Here is a 19,302-nt window from a genome sequence, read left to right on the forward strand (position 1 = left end):
GGGCGGTGTTCACCTCCGGTCTGCAATCCCATGGCACTGGTGGCATCAACTTCCAGTGGGGCGGCCAGCTCGCCGACAACCCTGGCCTTTCGCTAGACAGCCTTAAAGTCCAAAGCGCGTTCGCCTCGCCCAGCTGCGGCAGCAAAAACTGCACGGCCAGCGGCCAGGCAGCCGGTGATTTGCTTACCCTGAAATTGCCCACCGTTAGCGGCCAATACGATCTGCGCCTGGGCTACTTGGGCAACGGCGAAGCCGGCGGCGACGAAGTAAACCGCTACCGCACCATCGAGCTGGAAAGCGCCGCCACCCTCAGCTTTAACCCGCGTCATCAGGCCTATTACATCGAGCGCCTGAGCCTTGGCTATGGCGCCAAGGTTACCCTGGCACCGGGCCGTTACTGGATCGGTCAGCTGGACATGGCCAGCAACAGCCAACTGCGCGTGGCCAGCGGCACCGCAAAAATCATGGTCGGCAGCGCCGTGAACCTGCCGTATCAGGCGCGCCTCAACGCGGGTGACGACGGCAGCGGGCGCCCGGAAGGCCTGCAACTGTTTGTGCGTGGCAACGTGGTGCAGGAATCGGCCAGCGTTATCAACGGCCTGGTGTATGCCGAGGGCGAATACCGCTCGGCCTTTGCCGCACGGCTGACCGGCGCCCTGAATGCCCGCAGCGTTGACGTTGGCAGTGCCGCGCGCATCGAAACGCGCATGGCCGCCATCAACAGCGCCAGCTGGAATACCCAGTGCCAGGAACGCGCGGACCTCGACGGCGACGGCATCCTCGACCTGCTCGACGACGACACTGACGGCGACAGCTACGACGACGAACGCGAGCGCGTCGCCGGCAGTAACCCGCTCAATGCGCAAAGCATCCCCACCGTGGCGCCGCCGGCCGTGCAGCCGAGCCTGTGCGTGGCCTCCTTTGCCAAAGGCCTGCAAACCCACGGCAGCGGCGGGCGTATCAGCTTTGCCCTGAACGCCCAATTGCGCGATGCGCCGTCGGCGTACCTGGCCACCAACCGCGTCGATAACAGCTTCGCCTCCAGCGTGCGCAGCTGCGGCACGCAAGATTGCCAAGCGAGCTTCAGCCCCGCGCCAGTGCCGGCCATGCCGAGCTTCCGCGCCACCAGCAGCACCTTCAAACAAGACGTCGCCTACGCCGGCAACCTGACCCTCGACGGCAGCCGCAAAGAGTGGCAACGCCTTAACGTCAACGGCACGGCCAAGGTGCGTTTCAACGTGGCCGGCGAATACCTGCTCAAAGAACTGGAACTGGGTTACCGCAGCACCCTGGAACTGGCACCTGGCGATTACTGGATCGACAAACTGACCCTGGGCAGCGAGTCGAAAATTACGCCCATTGGTAACGGCACCGTGCGCCTGCACGTGCTGAAGAACCTCGAACTGCCGTGGCTGGCGTTGATGAACGCCACGGCTTACGAAACCCCCGGCGATGCCTCGCGCCTGCTGGTGCTGGCCGAAGGCAACGTCACCCTTGGCTCCAACGCTACCCTGGCCGGTTTCGTCTACGCCAAGGGCAGCGTCACCCAGCAATACGCTTCGCGGCTTTATGGCGGCGCGGTCGCCAGCACTGTCACGCTCGACACCCTGGCGCGCACCACCCATAACGCGGCGCAACTGAGCCAGGTCGACTTCGGCTTGCTGTGCGACCTGGACGGCGACGGTATCGGCGATAACACCGATCCGGACCGCGACGGCGACGGCATTTCCAACGACTACGAAGAGCAGGTCGGCACCAACCCCAACGACGCCAGCAGCGTGCCGCCCGACATGGACCGCGACGGCATTCCCGACGCCGTGGACAGCGACCGTGACGGCGACGGCGCGGCGAATGACGTTGACGCCTTCCCGAATGACCCCAGCGAAAGCAAAGACCTCGATGGCGACGGAATCGGCGACAACAAAGATGCCGACCGCGACGGCGACGGCATTTCCAACGACTACGAAACCCAGTTGGGCACCAACCCCAACGACAAGACCAGCGTGCCGCCCGACTTGGATCGCGACGGTATTCCCGACGCGCTGGACAGCGACCGTGACGGCGATGGCGTAGCCAACGATGTTGATGCATTCCCCAACGATGCGGCCGAAAGCAAAGACCTCGACGGCGACGGCATCGGCGACAACGCCGACCTCGATCGTGACGGCGACGGTATTTCCAACGCCTACGAAACTCAACTGGGCACCGACCCGAACGACAAAGCCAGCGTGCCGCCGGACCTCGACCGCGACGGCATTCCCGACCCGCTCGACTTCGACCGCGACGGCGACGGCGTAGACAACGACAAAGACGCCTTCCCCAACGACCCACGCGAAACCCGCGACCTGGACGGCGACGGCATTGGCGACAACGCCGACCTCGACCGCGACGGCGACGGCATCTCCAACGACTACGAAGTGCAGGCCGGCAGCAACCCGGACGACAAAACCAGCGTGCCCGCCGACCTCGACAAAGATGGCATTCCCGACGCGCTGGACAGCGACCGTGACGGCGACGGCGTGGCCAACGACGTTGATGCATTCCCCAACGACCCGACTGAAAGCCGCGACCTCGATGGCGACGGCATCGGCGACGGCAAAGATCCGGACCGCGACGGCGACGGCATTTCCAACGACTACGAAGTGCAAGCCGGCACCAATCCGGACGACAAAACCAGCGTGCCCGCCGACCTCGACAAAGACGGTATTCCCGACGCCGTGGACGACGACCGCGACGGTGACAGCGTGGCCAACACTGTCGACGCGTTTCCGAACGACCCGAGCGAAAGCCGCGACCTCGACGGCGACGGCATCGGCGACAACAAAGACGCCGACCGCGATGGCGACGGCGTGTCCAACGACTACGAAACCCAGCTGGGCACCAACCCGGACGACAAAGCCAGCGTGCCGGCCGACCTCGACAAAGACGGCATTCCCGATGCACTGGATGACGACCGCGACGGCGACGGCGTGGCCAACGACGCGGACGCGTTCCCCAACGATGCAGCCGAAAGCCGCGACCTCGACGGCGACGGCATTGGCGACAACGCCGACACCGACCGCGATGGCGATGGCATTTCCAACGACTACGAAACCCAGGTCGGCACAGACCCGAACGACAAAACCAGCGTGCCCGCCGACCTCGACAAAGATGGCATCCCGGACAGCCTCGACAGCGACAGCGACCGTGACGGCGATGGTGTCGCCAATGACGCCGATGCGTTCCCAGACAACGCCAGCGAAAGCCGCGATTTCGACGGCGACGGCATTGGCGACAACGCCGACACCGACCGCGACGGCGACGGTATTTCCAACGACTACGAAACACAGGCGGGCACCGACCCGAACGACAAAACCAGCACGCCCCCAGACTTGGACAAAGACGGCATTCCCGACAGCCTCGACGATGACCGCGACGGCGATGGCGTGCGCAACCCAGACGACCTGTTTCCGGACAACCCTGCCGAAGCAAAAGACCAGGACGGCGACGGCATTGGCGACAACGCCGACACCGACCGCGACGGCGATGGTATTTCCAACGACTACGAAATTCAGCTGGGCACCAATCCCGACGATAAAACCAGCGTGCCGGCCGACCTCGACAAGGACGGCATTCCCGACGCGCTGGACAATGACCGTGACGGCGACGGCGTAGCCAACGAGCAAGACGCACTGCCCGACGACCCAAGCGAAACCCGCGACCAGGACGGCGACGGTATTGGCGACAATAAAGATGCCGACCGCGATGGCGACGGCATCTCCAACGACTACGAAATTCAGGTCGGCACCAATCCGGACGACAAGGCCAGCGTGCCCGCCGACCTCGACAAAGACGGCATCCCTGACAGCCTCGACACCGACCGTGACGGCGACGGCGTGGCCAACGAGGCCGACGCCTTCCCGGACAACGCCAGCGAAAGCAAAGACCTCGACGGCGATGGCATTGGCGACAACGCCGATACCGACCGCGATGGCGACGGTATTTCCAACGACTACGAAACCCAGGCCGGCACCGACCCGAACGACAAAACCAGCACGCCGCCAGACCTCGACAAAGACGGCATCCCCGACAGCCTCGACAGCGACCGAGATGGCGACGGCGTGGCCAACGACGCCGATGCCTTCCCCGACAACGCCAGCGAAAGCCGCGACCTCGACGGCGACGGCGTTGGCGATAACGCCGATACCGACCGCGACGGCGACGGCATCTCCAACGACTACGAAGTGCAAGCCGGCACTAACCCGAACGACAAAACCAGTACGCCGCCTGACTTGGACAAAGACGGCATTCCCGACAGCCTCGACAGCGATATCGACGGCGACGGCGTGCCCAATGCCCAGGACGCATTCCCGAATGACCCGAGCGAAAGCCGCGACCTCGACAGCGACGGCATCGGCGACAGCAAAGACCCGGACCGCGACGGCGACGGCATCTCCAACGACTACGAAGTGCAAGCCGGCACCAACCCCGACGACAAAACCAGCGTGCCCGCCGACCTCGACAAAGACGGTATTCCCGACGCGCTGGATAGCGACCGTGACGGCGATGGCGTAGCCAACGACGTCGACGCCTTCCCCAACGACCCAACGGAAACCCGCGACCTCGACAAAGACGGCATCGGCGACAACAAAGACCCAGACCGTGACGGCGATGGCGTCAGCAACGCAGACGAAGCGGCCGCCGGCACCAACCCCGACGACGCCACCAGCTTCCCGGACCGTGTAGCGCCCGTGGTGACCATCGAAGGCGCCGACAACGCCAGCGTCAGCGAAGACAGCATCACCCTGCGCGGTACCGCGACAGACGCCGGCGTTGGCGTGGCGCGTCTGGAATTCACCTCCGACCGCTTCGCCACCAGCCGCTTTGCCGTGACCCTGCAAGGCAGCAGTTGGACCGCCACCGTGCCCCTGCAGGAAGGCGCGAACACGCTCACGCTCACCGCCTTCGACAAAGCCGGTAATCAGGCCAGCGTGGTACGCCACGTCGAGCGCGTGGCGGTGTCCAGCGACATCGGCTTGACCATCGACTACCCGAGCGCTGGCGCCACCGTCAAAGACGCCACCGTGGTGGTGCGCGGCGTGCTGCGTAGCGACAAGGCTGCGCAGCGCATGGAAGTGCTAATCAACGGCCAGGCCGCGACCCTGACCGCCACCAGCCAGGTCACCGAGTTCGCCTACCAGTCGGCGCCCATCAACCTGCAAGTCGGCCCCAACACCCTGGTGGTTCAGGCCTGGGTCGACCAACGCAGCACCCAGCGCAGCGTCTTGGTCACCTACCAGCCCGCGCAAACCACCTTCAAACCGCCACGCTTCGACAGCCTGAGCCCGGCCAGCGGCAGCCTGCTGCCCGGCAATGGTTTTGTATTGCGCGGCCAGGTGTACGCCGAAGCCGGTCTGGACAGCGTGCGGCTCAACGGTCGCAACCTGGTGCTGCGCGAAGCCGGCACCCAACTGCTCGACCTCAAAGAAACCCTCGGCGTGCCGGTCGGCCACTCCAGCTACAGCGTCGAACTGCTGGCCCGCGACCGCAGCGGCCAGGAAACCCGCCAAACCCTCAGCTGGCAGCTCGACCAGACCGCGCCGGTGATCCAGCTCGACACTCCACTGGTGGAATTGCCCGCCGAAAACCGCGTGAGCGAGCAGCCGTTCCCGGTCAAAGGCACCCTGCGTGAAGCCAACCCCGGCAGCTTCCAAATCAATGGGAGCGACGTAACCCTGGAACCCGGCGCCAGCGCCGGCGAATTCCGCTTCGCCACCAGCCTGAGTCTGCCCTTGGGCAAAAGCGTGGAACTGACCCTGGAAGCGCGTGACCAGGCCGGCAATCTGACCCGTCAGGCCTACAGCCTGGAGCTCAACAGCCAGGCCGCCATCAACTGGGTTATCCCCACCGAAGGCACCGAACTGCTCAACCTCGGCGAGCCGATCAGCCTGCAAGTGGCCGCACGGATCGAAGACCTCAGCGGCCAACTGTTCCCACGCGCCTTGTTGCTGGGTAGCAACGGCGACAACCTCGCCGACGCCGCCCTCACCGGCGACACCACGCTCAAAAGCGCCAACCTGCAAGTACCGGCCGCTGCCGGCCAATACCGCCTGCTCGCCGTGCTGCAAAACAGCAGCGGGCAGGTGGTGGCGCAGAGCAGCCGCAGCATCACCGTGGTCACCCCGCAGCAAGTGCCGGTGGCCCTGGAGCGCATCGAACCGGCCAGCGGCGAGCGCAACGCCAACCCCAACGACTTCATCAGCCTGTACTTCAATCAGGCCATCGACATCAGCAAGCTGCAGCTCAAAGTCTTCGAAACCGCCCACGGCAAAACCTACGTAGACCTCGATGGCCTCGGCACCAGCGAGCTACAAGCCCAGGGCTACCAACTAATCGACGTCAACCGCGACTACCTGCCCGTGGCCGGCAACCTCGCCGAACTGCCCGGCAGCCAGGTGGTGGCCTTCTACCCAAGCCAAGACCTGGCCTACAACGCCGAGGTGTCGGTGGAAGTGACCTACGACGGCCAGGAACTCAGCCGCATTCGCTACCACACGCGCCCGCTGCCGACCTTTATCAGCGGCGTGGTCATGGACCAGCTGCAGCAACCGGTGGCCGGCGTGCAAGTACGCATCGACGAACTCGACCGCAGCGTGCAAACCAACGGCGACGGTGCCTTCAACTTCGGCTTCGGCGACAGTGCCGCGCAAAACATTCCGGCCGGGCGCTACAGCCTGCAACTCAACCCCGGCCAGGGCGTGCGCAGCTACGGCAGCGACAGCCGCACCATTAGCGTTCAGAACGGCGTGCTTAACGAACTCGGCCAACTGCAACTGGCCCAGCTCAACACCACGCTGCCGTACGTACCGGTCAAAGGCGGCAGCCAACTGAGCCTGCTCAGCGGCGAACTCAAACTCGACCTCAGCAACGCCAAACTGCAATTCCCCGACGGCCGCCAGGAAGGCGACCTGCACGTGCAAATGCTCCAGTTCAGCGAACTGGCGTACCCGGTCGATCCGATGGCTATGCCGTACTGGATGTATGCGCTGCAACCGGCTGGCGTAAGCGTGCAAGGCAACCTCAGCGTTGATATCGCCGCGCTGAAATATGCCGACAGCTACGACTACCTGCCAGACGACGGCGCTTACGTGGTGCTGGTTGGCCTCGACCGCACCGCTGGCCGTGTGGTGCCAGTGGGCGTTGGCCAGATCGCCAACCTGCGCATCCGCAGTAAAGGCCCATTGCAACCCGGCAACCTCGACCTATTCGGCTTCGCCCTGGCCGGTATCGAAGCGCAGCCCGCATTGCAGGCCTACGCCGACGGACAAATGAACTTGCGTCAGCTGCAAGCTGAGCTCTACCGCTTGAGTAAGAGCCGCTGAGGCGGCTCAAGGAATCACTGACAGATGGATATGTTGCGTATGCCAACCACCGCCTCCAGTTCGCGCACTAACGTGCGCCGTACGGTCTCGTTGTTTGCCCTGGCATTTGGCCTGGTGTTGGGTGGGGCGGCGATGACTGCGCAGGCGTTTAGCCTTGGGCACCTGCCTGGGTATTTCATTCCGCAGCAGTATTTCAAACACGGGGCTGTGTACACGCGGGCTATCGTGCTCAACGAGTCCGGAAAGCCGACTTGGGTGGAATACGACAGCAGCGGCAAGGAAGGCCGGGAGATTGGCGAAGCTGTTGGCCAATATGGGACTGCCAAAGTCATGGCCGGTGATACCTACCGGGCCTACTTGAAGCGCCAGACTGAGATTCGTGCGCTCTATCCCGATGCGCAGGTAATGACCGATTCGGCGTACCGCAGTCGTGCTTTCAAGACCGTAACCGGACAAACCATCGACAAACCGGACATGGACGATTCCACGCTGACCGTGATGGTGCGCGCAGACAAGGATCTGTTCAGCACAACGGGCAAGGATCTGGTGCTGCTGGAAATGCCGATCAAGGACGGCGTGACACCCGATGCGTCGAGCAAGTCGCTACTCCTGGCTACCGACGGCAGCATCCTTCATCAGAGCGCCAACAGCATTGCCTTTCGTGTGGGGTTCTTCGGCAAGGACGGGCAGGTAGCCACCAAGACCTCGCGCGATCGCGATGCGAAGATCTATGGCCCTATGTCTGGCGTTGTAGTTGGCGTCGGCGGCTGGGGGTTCTTCGGTGGGGGTGTCAGCGACAAAGACGGCAAATACGGCTTTAGCTACTGGCTGCCGCCCTGCCCAGGGTTCGACATCCAGTTCACCACGCCGTTGACTCTGGAGCTGCGCTACAAGCGCTTCAGCCCACGTGGCAGCTCGATGATGCCGTATTACATGAGCCGCCCGGACTACGACTACTGCAACGGTCTGGGCGTATGGGATCTGAACGCGGCCAACATTATTGCCACCGCAGCCACTCCGGTTAAGCCCAATCTGGATTTTCCGGTCGATCTGATGGTGCTGGATGCCAGCGCCAAGCTCAAAGACGTCAAGGTGGGTGGCAGCACCACCTACAACGCGGAGACCAGTGATCGCGAGCATTTCCTGCAAGAAAAGTACGATTTCGACGGCGACGAGAAACCGGACTTCGTGGTGCCCGGCAAGAAGGTGAAAAAGGACGTCAATGGCGTCGAGAAGGAGGTGTTCGTCAAGACTAGCCTGGAGGAGGCGCAACTGCAGGGCATCTACCTGTCCAGCAAGTACAGCAGCGTGCCTGAGAACACCGAGGAAAAAGGTCCTGACTTTACCCGTTTGATCGATACTGCGCCGGACTTCAAAGACCGCGGCCTGCTCAAGGACATCAGCGAAAAAAATCTGAAAGACACCGATATCTACGTGTTCCGCGAATCCACTGGGCAACTGGTGGCGGAGCGTCGTGGTCTGAAAGACCAGGAGCTAAACAATAGCTCCGGTTTGGATAGCAAGAACGACGCTTTCCGATTCACCATCCAACTGCGTGGCTCGGTGGAAAGCCTGTACAACGATACCGCCCGTGGCGACGCCAACTTCAAAAAATGGCAGAGCGTTGGCGGTTTCAAGGACGAATTTCAAAAGCGCACGGCGAACCACTTAAAGGCTGGCGAGAATGTCCGCCTGATTGCCATCAACCGCCCCACCGGTTACGTCGGCAGTAAGGTGGTGCAGCTCAAGACAGGCCTGAGCGGCAACGCTATCAACCTCAACACCGAGGTTATTACGCTCAAGGCGCCCAACCTGAAAATCTGGGCTGAGCGCAAAAACAAGATCGATAAAGGCTCCACCAAAGGCACCGAGAAGAAGCAGCTGATAGGCAACGAAGGCGCGGGCCTCGGTAGCGATGTGAGCATCGCCATCTACACCGACTGGCGCGACGCCGACGGCACTGCGCTGCCGGAGGAGCTGGGCGATTACGGCTACACCGGCCGCCTGGCCAAGATTGTTGCCGCCAACCAACTGGCGCCGGTGGGTGCGAACAATCTGTCGCAGTTCAAAATCAAGCCGGGTCAACAAGTGCAGGTGATCCAGCTACCGGAAAAGGTGCTGGCTAAACAGCATCTGTATCTGCAAGTGGCGGGGCAGCCGGAGAGTCGCAACCCCGACTTCTCCTCCGACGGATCGGGCAGCGGCATTCTCAAATACCGTCCGACTCGTTATGTACCGGTGAAAGTGGCGCTGCATGACGAAGAGGCCAGCGAGCTGGCGCGCCAAGCGTATCGCAAGGCCACAAATCAATTCCCTGAGCAGACGTTCAAGGCGCCGCAGCCTATCTACTCCTGGCAGTACCGGCCGGAGATGCAGTTCAGTTTGTATGAACTCAATGTCAATCAGGTTCGTGCGGGTGATGCTGCCGGCACGATCTATGACCTTACCGATGAAGATAAGCCGGAAGTTTGGAATTCCGATAAATACTTTGGCATTGTTTACGACTTGATCAAATCGTCCTTTGGTACGTTGGAATCGTGGGGTCACAAGGGCGAGCGCGACCTAGTTTTTTCGTTTGGCGGGGAAGAGATCAAGGCGAAGTTGGGTGAAGCTCAAAATATCCAGATCGACGATGTTGCCAAACTGGCCAGTGCCACGGCCGTCGATTTTCTGAGCTTGCGCATCTACGCCAACAACGATGCGGGGAACATGCTTTGGGAGTATGTATTCAACACCGAGTTAGTGGGTGAGGCGCCACAATCTTATATAAGTGTAGATGAAAGGGATGTCGAGCTGGTGGCTTATCTTCCCGTAGCATTTGATGAAAACAATCCGCGAAAGGTAAAAGTGCAATGGACCGTCACGGATGGCGGTAATTTGTCTAACAGCATTACTGAATCCACAGATGGAATATTCCAGAATACGTTAACAGCTTCCACCAAGGCGGGAGCGGTACATGTCGTGACCGCTAAAGTTGTCGCAACCGACGACGCCCGTATTCGAATTGGTGCGCAGGTGGAATATGCGCCCATGACAGTACTGGCGGGGAAACCGACTGCAATTACCCTGACTACCGATAAACCGGAAATGCTAAGTTCTGGAGTGGATAAAGCCAAGATCACCGGCGAGATACGCGACCAGTACGACAACTTTGTGGAAGAGGGTACTGCGGTCAACTGGCAGTTGGGCTATAGCGGGAACCTGGAAAAGTCAGACTATGCGGTGGGTAGTGATGGTCTGGTTACGGCGGAATATCAAGTTGGTCTGGAAACAGCTCCGACCGATATCACGTTATCTGCCGGGGATGTGAAATCAACGCTGACGATTGAGAAAAAGGCACTGGATTATACCTTGTCCGTTTCTTCTCCCAACTTCAAACCTGGCGATATTGGTACCGTTACGGTAACACTGAACCAGGCGCCGCAATCGGCTATTGACGTGGTTTGGAATAACACCGGTGGTGCGGTTTCCGGGGCGGAAACCATCGAAGGTACAACGGCCCAGGCACAATTCAAGATTGATGATGAAATGGCTTCTGACGGCCATGTCTCGGTCAATATCGGCGGCGTGATAAAAGACCTTAGTTACAGTATTACGCCCATTGATCCTGACGGCTCGATGCAATTCGAGCATGCCGCGGTGGCTGCCGGTTATGCGTCCGCTTACGAGGTCGAAACGCTGCAAGGCTCTTCCAGCGAAGAGGTGGTCAAGTCGACCAACGCAACGGTTTATGGCAAACCTGGTACGACCGTTACGCTTAGCGCAGGTGGCTTCTTTACACCGAACCAAGCGCCTGTTGCGCTATTCCCCATGTCTGGAATTGATTTGAATGCCAGCGGCGCCAAAGTAGTTCTGGATACCTTAGGTGGGTTGGAAGCAAAAGTTGTAGGTGACGTAGATTGGGATCAGACCGACTCTTATGCCAAACCCGGCAGTAGCATGAAGTTCCAAGGTGGCCACCTTCTGGTCGCTGACAGCGACACCTTGGATTACAACTCAGACTACTACGTAAACGCTCGCTTCAAGCCCGGAGTTCTCCAGGCTGGTGGGGGCGTAATTCTGCGCAAGGGCAGCAACCTCTCAAGTGGCTATGAGTTGAGTGTCGTAGAGAAAGACGGCGCCGCCCATCTACAAGCTCGTGTGTCTACAGACCAAGGCGATTTTGTCGCAGTTTCCACAGCGCCAATTCGTACCAACTCCTGGTATCTGGCGGGTTTGCAGCTCAAGAATGGCGTATTGACGGTGGGTTTGGATGCTGAGCGTGTATCGGTCGCTGCGCCAGGTGTACCGAACAACTCAGGCTTCGCCAATAGTTTCATTATTGGCGAAGGGTTCTCCGGCAATATCAGTGAAATCAAGATTGGCCAGCTCCATAGCTCGCGTGGCTCGCTGGTGTTGATCGATGGCGAAGCGGAAAAACAAGTCACCTTTGATAGAGACGGTAAAGCCCGCGTTTCAATCTCAGGCGGCACTGCTCGGCTAAATGGCCTTGGCTCACGGGTCGGCTTCACTGTGTACGAAGATGCCGGCGTGGGAGTAGCGCGTGTGGATGGCAGGGAGATGCGCTATCGCAATGCCATCGACCGGTTAACCTGGTTTGGCAATTCCCTACAACAAGCCAATGCAGCTGAAGAGCAGGCTGCCCCATCGAAAAGCCAGGAAGGCGGTGTCGCAGTTGTAGACGGGCAGGCCATGGCAGAAGCCATCGACATGCTGAAGAAAGCAGGAAAATCAGCATACGATGCGCTTAAAAGTGCTACCCAGTTCCTGTTTGAGATGACCAGCGTCTCGGATCTGTACCAATTGACCAAGGCCGCTTATTTGTGGGCCAACAACCGCTTCGATGAAGTGGACAAAATTGAGCTGGCATTTGCCGGCATAGGCGTCACGTTAACCATTGTTACAGTGGCGGTCAGTATTGGCAGCGGTGGTACCGGGGCACCCGGCTCGATTGCTTCAATGATCTCCGTTAAAGGTGCCTTGAAAGTTTTAAAGTCGACCTTGAAAGAGATCTTTATCAAAGAGCCGGGGCAGATACTTAAAATAGGTGGCACTGCGGCGCGCTGGTCGTTTGATCTGGTTGCCAAGATTCTCAGCGGTAAAGAAGGTCGCGAGGCGGCTATCAAGCAGTTGGTGGAATTCAAAGACGTATTTATCGAGCTCATTCAAAGTGGTACTGCAGCCACTTGGAATTTTCTCAAAGCGATTGCTACCTCGCCCGCAGGGCTTGTCGCATTCATAAAGATGAGGAGATTGCGTGAGGTTTCCTGCCCGATTGCAGCCACTATCAATTCGGGCGATACGCTTTACGCACGGCTAACGCCGCTGAGCGGCGCCGTAGATGGCGCCAACGCTGCTACGCTGTGCGGAATACCGCTGGAGACCAAGGCTACCAAGGTATTAGAGCTTCACAAGGCAATGACCGAAGCGCAGCAAAGAACCTTTGCTGACATCATGACGGAGGCAACCCGAAAAGCGGAGTTGGGTAAAAGTGGCGGTTTGATTATGTCGGATCGAACAATTGAAAATATTGCCTTTTTTACCGCCGTGGAGGGCAAAAATTACGGTGACTCCATTCTGACTTTTATCAGGAATATGGAAAATCCAAATTTCGGTCGTATGGGCGATTTTCGCTTTGATAACCTCAATCATATGGTCGATGGCGAAACCCCGTTCGACATCCTTCTGGACGCGCTGAAGTATTATCCCGAAGCAGATTGGCAAAAAGCCTTCAACCAACTGGCGGGTAAAACCCAGAGTAACGTTCGCGGTATTTATGGCGAGGCAAGAACCTTCAAGGATTTGAAAGAGAATCCGAGGATAATGCGCGCTGATGGCACCTCACTCACGCTTGATCCGAAAAGTCTGGAATTGGGTAAGACTGTCTCTGTGCCGGCAAGTAAAGACGTTATAAAAGAAGGCGAGAAGCAGCTTAAAAAGAGCCATACAAGAAAGGTTTTAGGTGTGGACGGTGAAGCCAGGATCCTGAGCGAAGAGGTATTGGTAGATACTTCGCTGCAGGTCGTAATGGCCAGCAACAAATTGTTTGTTGAAATCAAGAACTTCACCTCGAAATTTGACGTCAAGTCCATGGCGGCGCAATCGGATAAGCATTTCAAGAGCAATATTCTTGCTCAGATGGACGAGAGCAAAAAGGGTTGGAAGAAAAATCAAAGGCCTCATCTGCATTACGAGTGGATGGGTGATGCTTTCAAAGATGCTGATAAAGTAAAAGGCTTGAAGGCTGCAGTTCTTGAAAGCTGTGAGCGAATAATGAGGGCCAAGACTGTGGTCCATCTCGGTTTTGACTGTGAAAGGGATATTACTTTTAGGATTCTAGAAGAATCCATTTCCCCGTTGACCTCAAAGGTGCGTTAAATATGAGTGCTGGATTACCCGCTAAAAAAGCAGTGCATCGGTTGGTGCAGAGTTACGACGGGTACGTATCTGCCACGATGCGCAATAACTCGCTTTATGCGCTGTATACGCCTTCTGTTAGTGGTGAAGTAAGTTTTATTCGTGAGTTCAAACTGAATGACTTTGATGGTGACGAGTCAGCCGTTGTGCAGATTTATACGCAAAGCGGTTCAGCATCTCTGCGCGCTTTTTTCTATTCAGACCAAAAACTCTATATGTTTGGTGAGCGCCCTGAGGTCTTCGATCTGGAGACGAATGAAACCGTTTACAGCGAGTACATAGCTAAGGCCAATCCCGAATGGTCTGAATTAGGCTCTGTTTTTATGTACGACGGGACTGTATACCGGCCTTTTGGCTGGAGCGATTACAGCCAAGGTCTTGATGTTGTACGGGACTATAAGGTGGTGGGGCATCTGCCGTTGGATCTTGAGTTCGATCGCCCGTTCGCTGATCAGTATTTTTACGGGTTCAGTGTTTCTCGCGAGGTGTTCTGTGTTTACTCCCTTGACACGCAGACCATACTGCTTGAGCTGGAGCTAGAGCCTTATCGTATTGACCAGTTGCCAATCGATAAGCAGGTGGTCAGGTGTGGAAATAGGCTTTTTGTTTTAGCCGGGAGTTCGGTTCTTCTTATCGACCTTGAGCTGAACAGACTGGTTGCCGAGTTTAATCATGTTGAGCAGGAGGCTTTTCAGGCCCTGCGATCGGCTGGGTATATTTATAGCAACGCCTATGCATACAAGATCAGTGTGGCGCACGACGGCTTCGTACTTTCATATGCCAGCTCGCCTTCATTCATGATGTACGTCACTGTCTGCGGGACGGATATGCGGTTTGCCTGGATCTCGCATTCGAGGTCTGAAGTAACCGTGGTCAACACTGAGGGCGACCTGCTTTTTGGTATCGAGGACGCACGTCCGAAGGCATGGGACAAGTTCACCGGTGAAGAAATATGGCAAGCCTCCGCCGGCACCATGGCCAGCGGCATTGAGCTCGGCGACAACTGGGTGGTATATACCCACCCGTCGGGGGATCTCCAATGCTTCAAATGGAAGAAGCCCTACCTGTCTCCTCATCGTCCGAGCTGATCAACATGTCTGTTGTAACGCCCCTATTGAAGTCTGCCGAGTGGGCAGAGCAGGCCCCGCAACGGGGGCTGTTGTTTTCCCCGTTGAATACGGCCTTTGCCTCGGTGCCCGCTATGGCACCCGCGATCGCCTATGCGATAGACCAAGGCGAAACCGTAGCCTTTATGCCGGCCACCGAAACCAACCAACAGTCTCTTTCCGAGATCCAGGCTTCTGCGTTTGCATCGTTGCGCCAGCGCCTGAGTGGTGTTGACTGGCAGCACGTGGACGAAACCGACACGTTGAAAAACGTCTTGGTCTTCGGCGGAGACTTCAACGCGGCCGAGTGCTTGCTGTTGCCGGAACGTTTGCAGGAAGCTCACGCCATTGCCCAGTCGCCGTCACTGTTGGCCTGTACGCCCACGCGTGGAGTGCTATTGGTATGGCCTTACGCGAAAGAAGATAAGCCAGCGCTGGAAGCGTTTCTCGATCTTTGCCACCAGCTTTATTACGACGAAGACAACGAGTCCATTTCTCCTGTGATCTGGGGCGTTGTAGAGGGTGAACTCAAAGATGCGATGAAAATCGATGAGGCCTACTTACAGTATTTGCGAAGACGCTTTTCTTCGCATGAGCCACCTGAAAGTTCCGCCTTGGCAAGTCAGATTGAGCAGCCGGTAAAGCAGGATCCGAGGCGTGTCTATTCGACAGGCCAGGTCGTTTTCATGAGTTTGTTCGGCACTATTTTCGCCGGGCTATTTGGCATGTATCGAAACTACCGAACGCTTGGCGCTTTCGCCGCAGCACGCAATACGTTATTGGCGGGGGTTGTGTTGGTGCCGCTAAATATCTGGCTATTCCTCGAAGTGCCGCGAGGCGCCTATGACAAGTTGTTCCCCTTATTTCCGGCGTTGTTCATGGGCGCGGCCTGTGCATTATTCCAACGGCGTGCGTTGCGGGCGGCGTTGAATAGCGGCGCGCTGTCGCGAAAAGTCTGGGACCAGTGCCTGGTCGTTGCCGCTTCACTGTTGCTAATGCTGCCTATAGTGGCGCTGGTCGTGTCGTTTGTTCCACCGCTGGCCAGCTAGTCTCTAGAGCCCTGATATAGAAATTCTTACAGATAGCGGGGCCGGTGTTGATGTTGCCGCCGAACGGCACCCCAACCCTGCGTACTCCCGCACCAAATCCCCCCTCTACCTGTGATTTAATTGCTGGCACTTAGCCGGCCCCCCGTCTGGCGCTGTTTAGCGGGCTGTTCTGCCCGTGTTCCCGTCGCTGTTTTCACATGGATTGTGCAATGTCGGTTCTCCCTTCTCTCGATTCGCTCGACACCCCCGCTGAAGCGGTGGCGGTGCGTCGTTTGCCGTTTGCGTTTGCCAAGCGCCATGGCGTGTTGTTGCAGGCGGGGCGGGTGGTGTATCGGCCGGGGGCGGCGTTGATGGCGGTGGCGGAGGCGTTGCGGTTTGCGGGTGGGCCGCTGGATGTGGCTGAGGTGGATAACGCGGCGTTCGATCAGGCGTTGAGCGAGGCGTATCAGCAGGATTCGTCCGCGGCCATGCAAATGGTAGAGGGCCTGGGTGATGACATGGATCTGGCCAGCCTGGCCGAGCGCTTGCCGGAAACTGAAGACTTGATGGAGCAGGAGGACGACGCGCCGATCATTCGCTTGATCAACGCCATTCTCTCGGAGGCGGTGAAGGAAAACGCGTCCGACATCCATGTCGAAACCTTTGAGAAACGCTTGGTGGTGCGCTTTCGTATCGACGGCATTTTGCGCGAGATGGTGCAGCCGCGCCGGGAGTTGGCCGGGCTGCTGGTGTCGCGGATCAAGGTAATGGCCAAGCTGGATATCGCCGAGAAGCGTGTACCGCAGGACGGGCGTATTTCTCTGCGCGTCGGCGGGCGTGAGGTGGATGTGCGGGTATCCACGTTGCCGTCGGCCAATGGCGAGCGGGTGGTGTTGCGGTTGCTGGATAAGCAGGCCGGGCGCCTGACCCTGACGCACTTGGGCATGAGCCAGCGCGATCAGCGGTTGATGGAAGACACGGTGCGCAAGCCTCACGGCATCATCTTGGTCACCGGCCCGACCGGTTCGGGTAAAACCACCACGCTGTATGCCAGCCTCGTCAGCCTGAACACTGGCACGCGCAATATCCTCACGGTGGAAGATCCCATTGAGTACCACCTTGAAGGCATCGGCCAGACCCAGGTGAATTCAAAAGTCGACATGACCTTTGCTCGCGGCCTGCGGGCGATTCTGCGGCAAGACCCGGACGTGGTGATGGTCGGCGAAATCCGCGACAAAGAAACCGCCGAAATCGCTGTGCAGGCTTCGCTTACCGGGCACTTGGTGTTGTCCACGCTGCACACCAACAGCGCCATCGGCGCGATCACGCGGTTGGTTGATATGGGCATTGAGCCCTTTCTGTTGTCGTCTTCGTTGCTGGGCGTATTGGCCCAGCGTCTGGTGCGTACGTTGTGCCCGGTGTGCAAGGTGCCGTATCAGGCCGACGCCGCCGAATGCGCATTGCTGGGCATCGACCCGGCCACCACGCTGACGCTGCATCGCGCCAAGGGTTGCAGCGAGTGCAACCAGATTGGCTATCGCGGGCGTACCGGTATTTATGAGTTGGTGGTGTTCGATGACCACATGCGCACGCTGGTGCACAACGCCGCCTCCGAGCAGGAAATGACCCGCCACGCCCGCACCAGCGGCCCGAGCATTCGCGATGACGGCCGGCGCAACGTGCTGGCCGGCGTTACTACGGTGGAAGAAGTGTTGCGCGTGAGCCGGGAGGAGTAATGGCGGCTTTCGAATATGTGGCGCTGGACCTGCGCGGGCAGCAGCGGCGCGGTGTGATGGAGGGCGACAGCGCTCGTCAGGTGCGTCAGTTGCTGCGCGATAAACAACTGGCGCCGCTGGATGTAAAGCCCACGCGCAGCCACAAAGAGCACAGCGCAGGCGGCAGTTTTCGTTTTCAGCGCGGCTTGTCGGCGGCGGACCTGGCCTTGCTGACGCGGCAGATGGCAACACTGGTGCAAGCGGCCATGCCGATTGAGGAAGCGCTGTCGGCGGTGGCGGAGCAGAGTGAAACGCCGCGCGTTAAGTCGATGATGCTGGCGGTGCGTTCGCGGGTGCTGGAGGGCAACAGCCTGGCGGCCAGCCTCAAGGAATACCCGTCGGCCTTTCCCGAGTTGTACCGCGCCACCGTCGCGGCCGGGGAGCACGCGGGGCATTTGTCGTTGGTGCTGGAGCAGTTGGCGGATTACACCGAGCAGCGCCAGCAGTCGCGCCAGCGTGTGCAGTTGGCGCTGTTGTATCCACTGATTCTCATGGCAACGTCGCTGATCATCGTCGGGTTTTTGCTCGGCTATGTGGTGCCGGACGTGGTCAAGGTGTTCCTCGATTCCGGGCAGAAACTGCCGGCGCTTACCCGTGGCCTGATCGCCGCCAGCGATCTGGTGAAGAACTGGGGTTGGCTGTTTGTGGTGGCGGGCGTGGCGGGCACGGTAATGGCTCGCGCGGCCTTGCGGCAGGAGGCCACGCGCCTGCGCTGGCACATCATTTTGCTGCGCTTGCCGGTGATCGGCCGCCTGGCACGCGCCACCGATACCGCGCGCTTCGCCTCGACCCTGGCGATTCTCACCCGCAGCGGCGTTCCGTTGGTGGATGCGCTGGGTATTTCTTCGCAGGTGATTACCAACCGTTCCATCCGCGCCAAGGTGCAAGTGGCCGCGCAAAAAGTGCGCGAGGGCGGCAGCCTGACGCGCAGTCTGGAGCAGACCAATGAATTCCCGCCGATGATGCGGCACATGATCGCCAGCGGCGAAAAGTCGGGCGAGCTCGACCAGATGCTGTCGCGCACCGCGCGTAATCAGGAGAACGACCTGGCGGCGCGCATTGCCATGATGGTCGGCCTGTTCGAGCCGTTCATGCTGGTGTTTATGGGCGCGGTGGTCCTGGTGATCGTGCTGGCCATCCTGCTGCCGATTCTTTCTCTTAACCAACTTGTGGGGTAGCTGAGTGAAACAACGCGTTAAACAGGCCGGCTTTACGCTGATTGAAATCATGGTGGTGGTGGTGATTCTCGGCATTCTCGCCGCGCTTATCGTGCCGCAGGTAATGAGCCGTCCGGACCAGGCCAAAGTCACCGTGGCCGGTGGCGACGTGAAGGCCATTTCCGCTGCGCTGGACATGTACAAGCTCGACAACTTCGCCTACCCCAGCACCCAGCAAGGCCTCGATGCGCTGGTGAAAAAACCGAGTGGCAACCCGGCGCCGAAGAACTGGAACAAAGACGGTTACCTAAAGCGATTGCCGGTCGACCCGTGGGGCAACCCGTATCAGTACCTGGCGCCGGGCACCAAAGGCCCGTTCGATTTGTACTCGCTGGGCGCCGACGGCAAAGAAGGCGGCAACGACAGCGACGCCGACATCGGCAACTGGGACAACTAAG

The 19,302-nt window shown here is 59.1% G+C and carries 7 protein-coding genes; all 7 read left to right on the top strand.

Features of this window, described 5'->3' with window-relative positions:
• The coding region (locus tag ACZZ0Q_RS00005; protein WP_463560173.1) for a thrombospondin type 3 repeat-containing protein at positions 1–7,361 on the top strand (7,361 nt) is incomplete at its 5' end.
• 24 nt (positions 7,362–7,385) lie between these two features.
• A complete protein-coding gene (locus ACZZ0Q_RS00010) occupies positions 7,386–13,739 on the top strand; it encodes a TrbJ/VirB5 family protein (protein WP_463540534.1) in 6,354 nt (2,117 codons plus the stop codon).
• Between the two features lie 2 nt (positions 13,740–13,741).
• Complete coding sequence (locus tag ACZZ0Q_RS00015) at positions 13,742–14,866, top strand: hypothetical protein (protein WP_463540533.1); 1,125 nt, start codon at positions 13,742–13,744, stop codon at positions 14,864–14,866.
• On the top strand, positions 14,818–15,933 hold the full coding sequence (locus ACZZ0Q_RS00020; protein ID WP_463540532.1) for a hypothetical protein: 1,116 nt from the start codon (positions 14,818–14,820) through the stop codon (positions 15,931–15,933). The genes ACZZ0Q_RS00015 and ACZZ0Q_RS00020 overlap by 49 nt, the downstream gene beginning before the upstream one ends.
• 209 nt (positions 15,934–16,142) lie before the next feature.
• Entirely contained in the window at positions 16,143–17,648 is a 1,506-nt protein-coding gene (gene gspE / locus ACZZ0Q_RS00025; protein WP_463540531.1) for a type II secretion system ATPase GspE, read from the top strand.
• Positions 17,648–18,865 carry a type II secretion system inner membrane protein GspF gene (gene gspF / locus ACZZ0Q_RS00030; protein ID WP_122450014.1) on the top strand — a complete coding sequence of 406 codons (1,218 nt, stop codon included), beginning with the start codon at positions 17,648–17,650 and terminating at the stop codon, positions 18,863–18,865. Before gspE ends, gspF begins: the two co-directional genes overlap by 1 nt.
• Before the next feature lie 49 nt (positions 18,866–18,914).
• Positions 18,915–19,301, top strand: a complete 387-nt coding sequence (gspG, locus tag ACZZ0Q_RS00035; RefSeq protein ID WP_240994389.1) for a type II secretion system major pseudopilin GspG — start codon at positions 18,915–18,917, stop codon at positions 19,299–19,301.
• The last annotated feature ends 1 nt before the right edge of the window (position 19,302 follow it).

This window comes from Pseudomonas sp. AC070 (assembly GCF_979258635.1).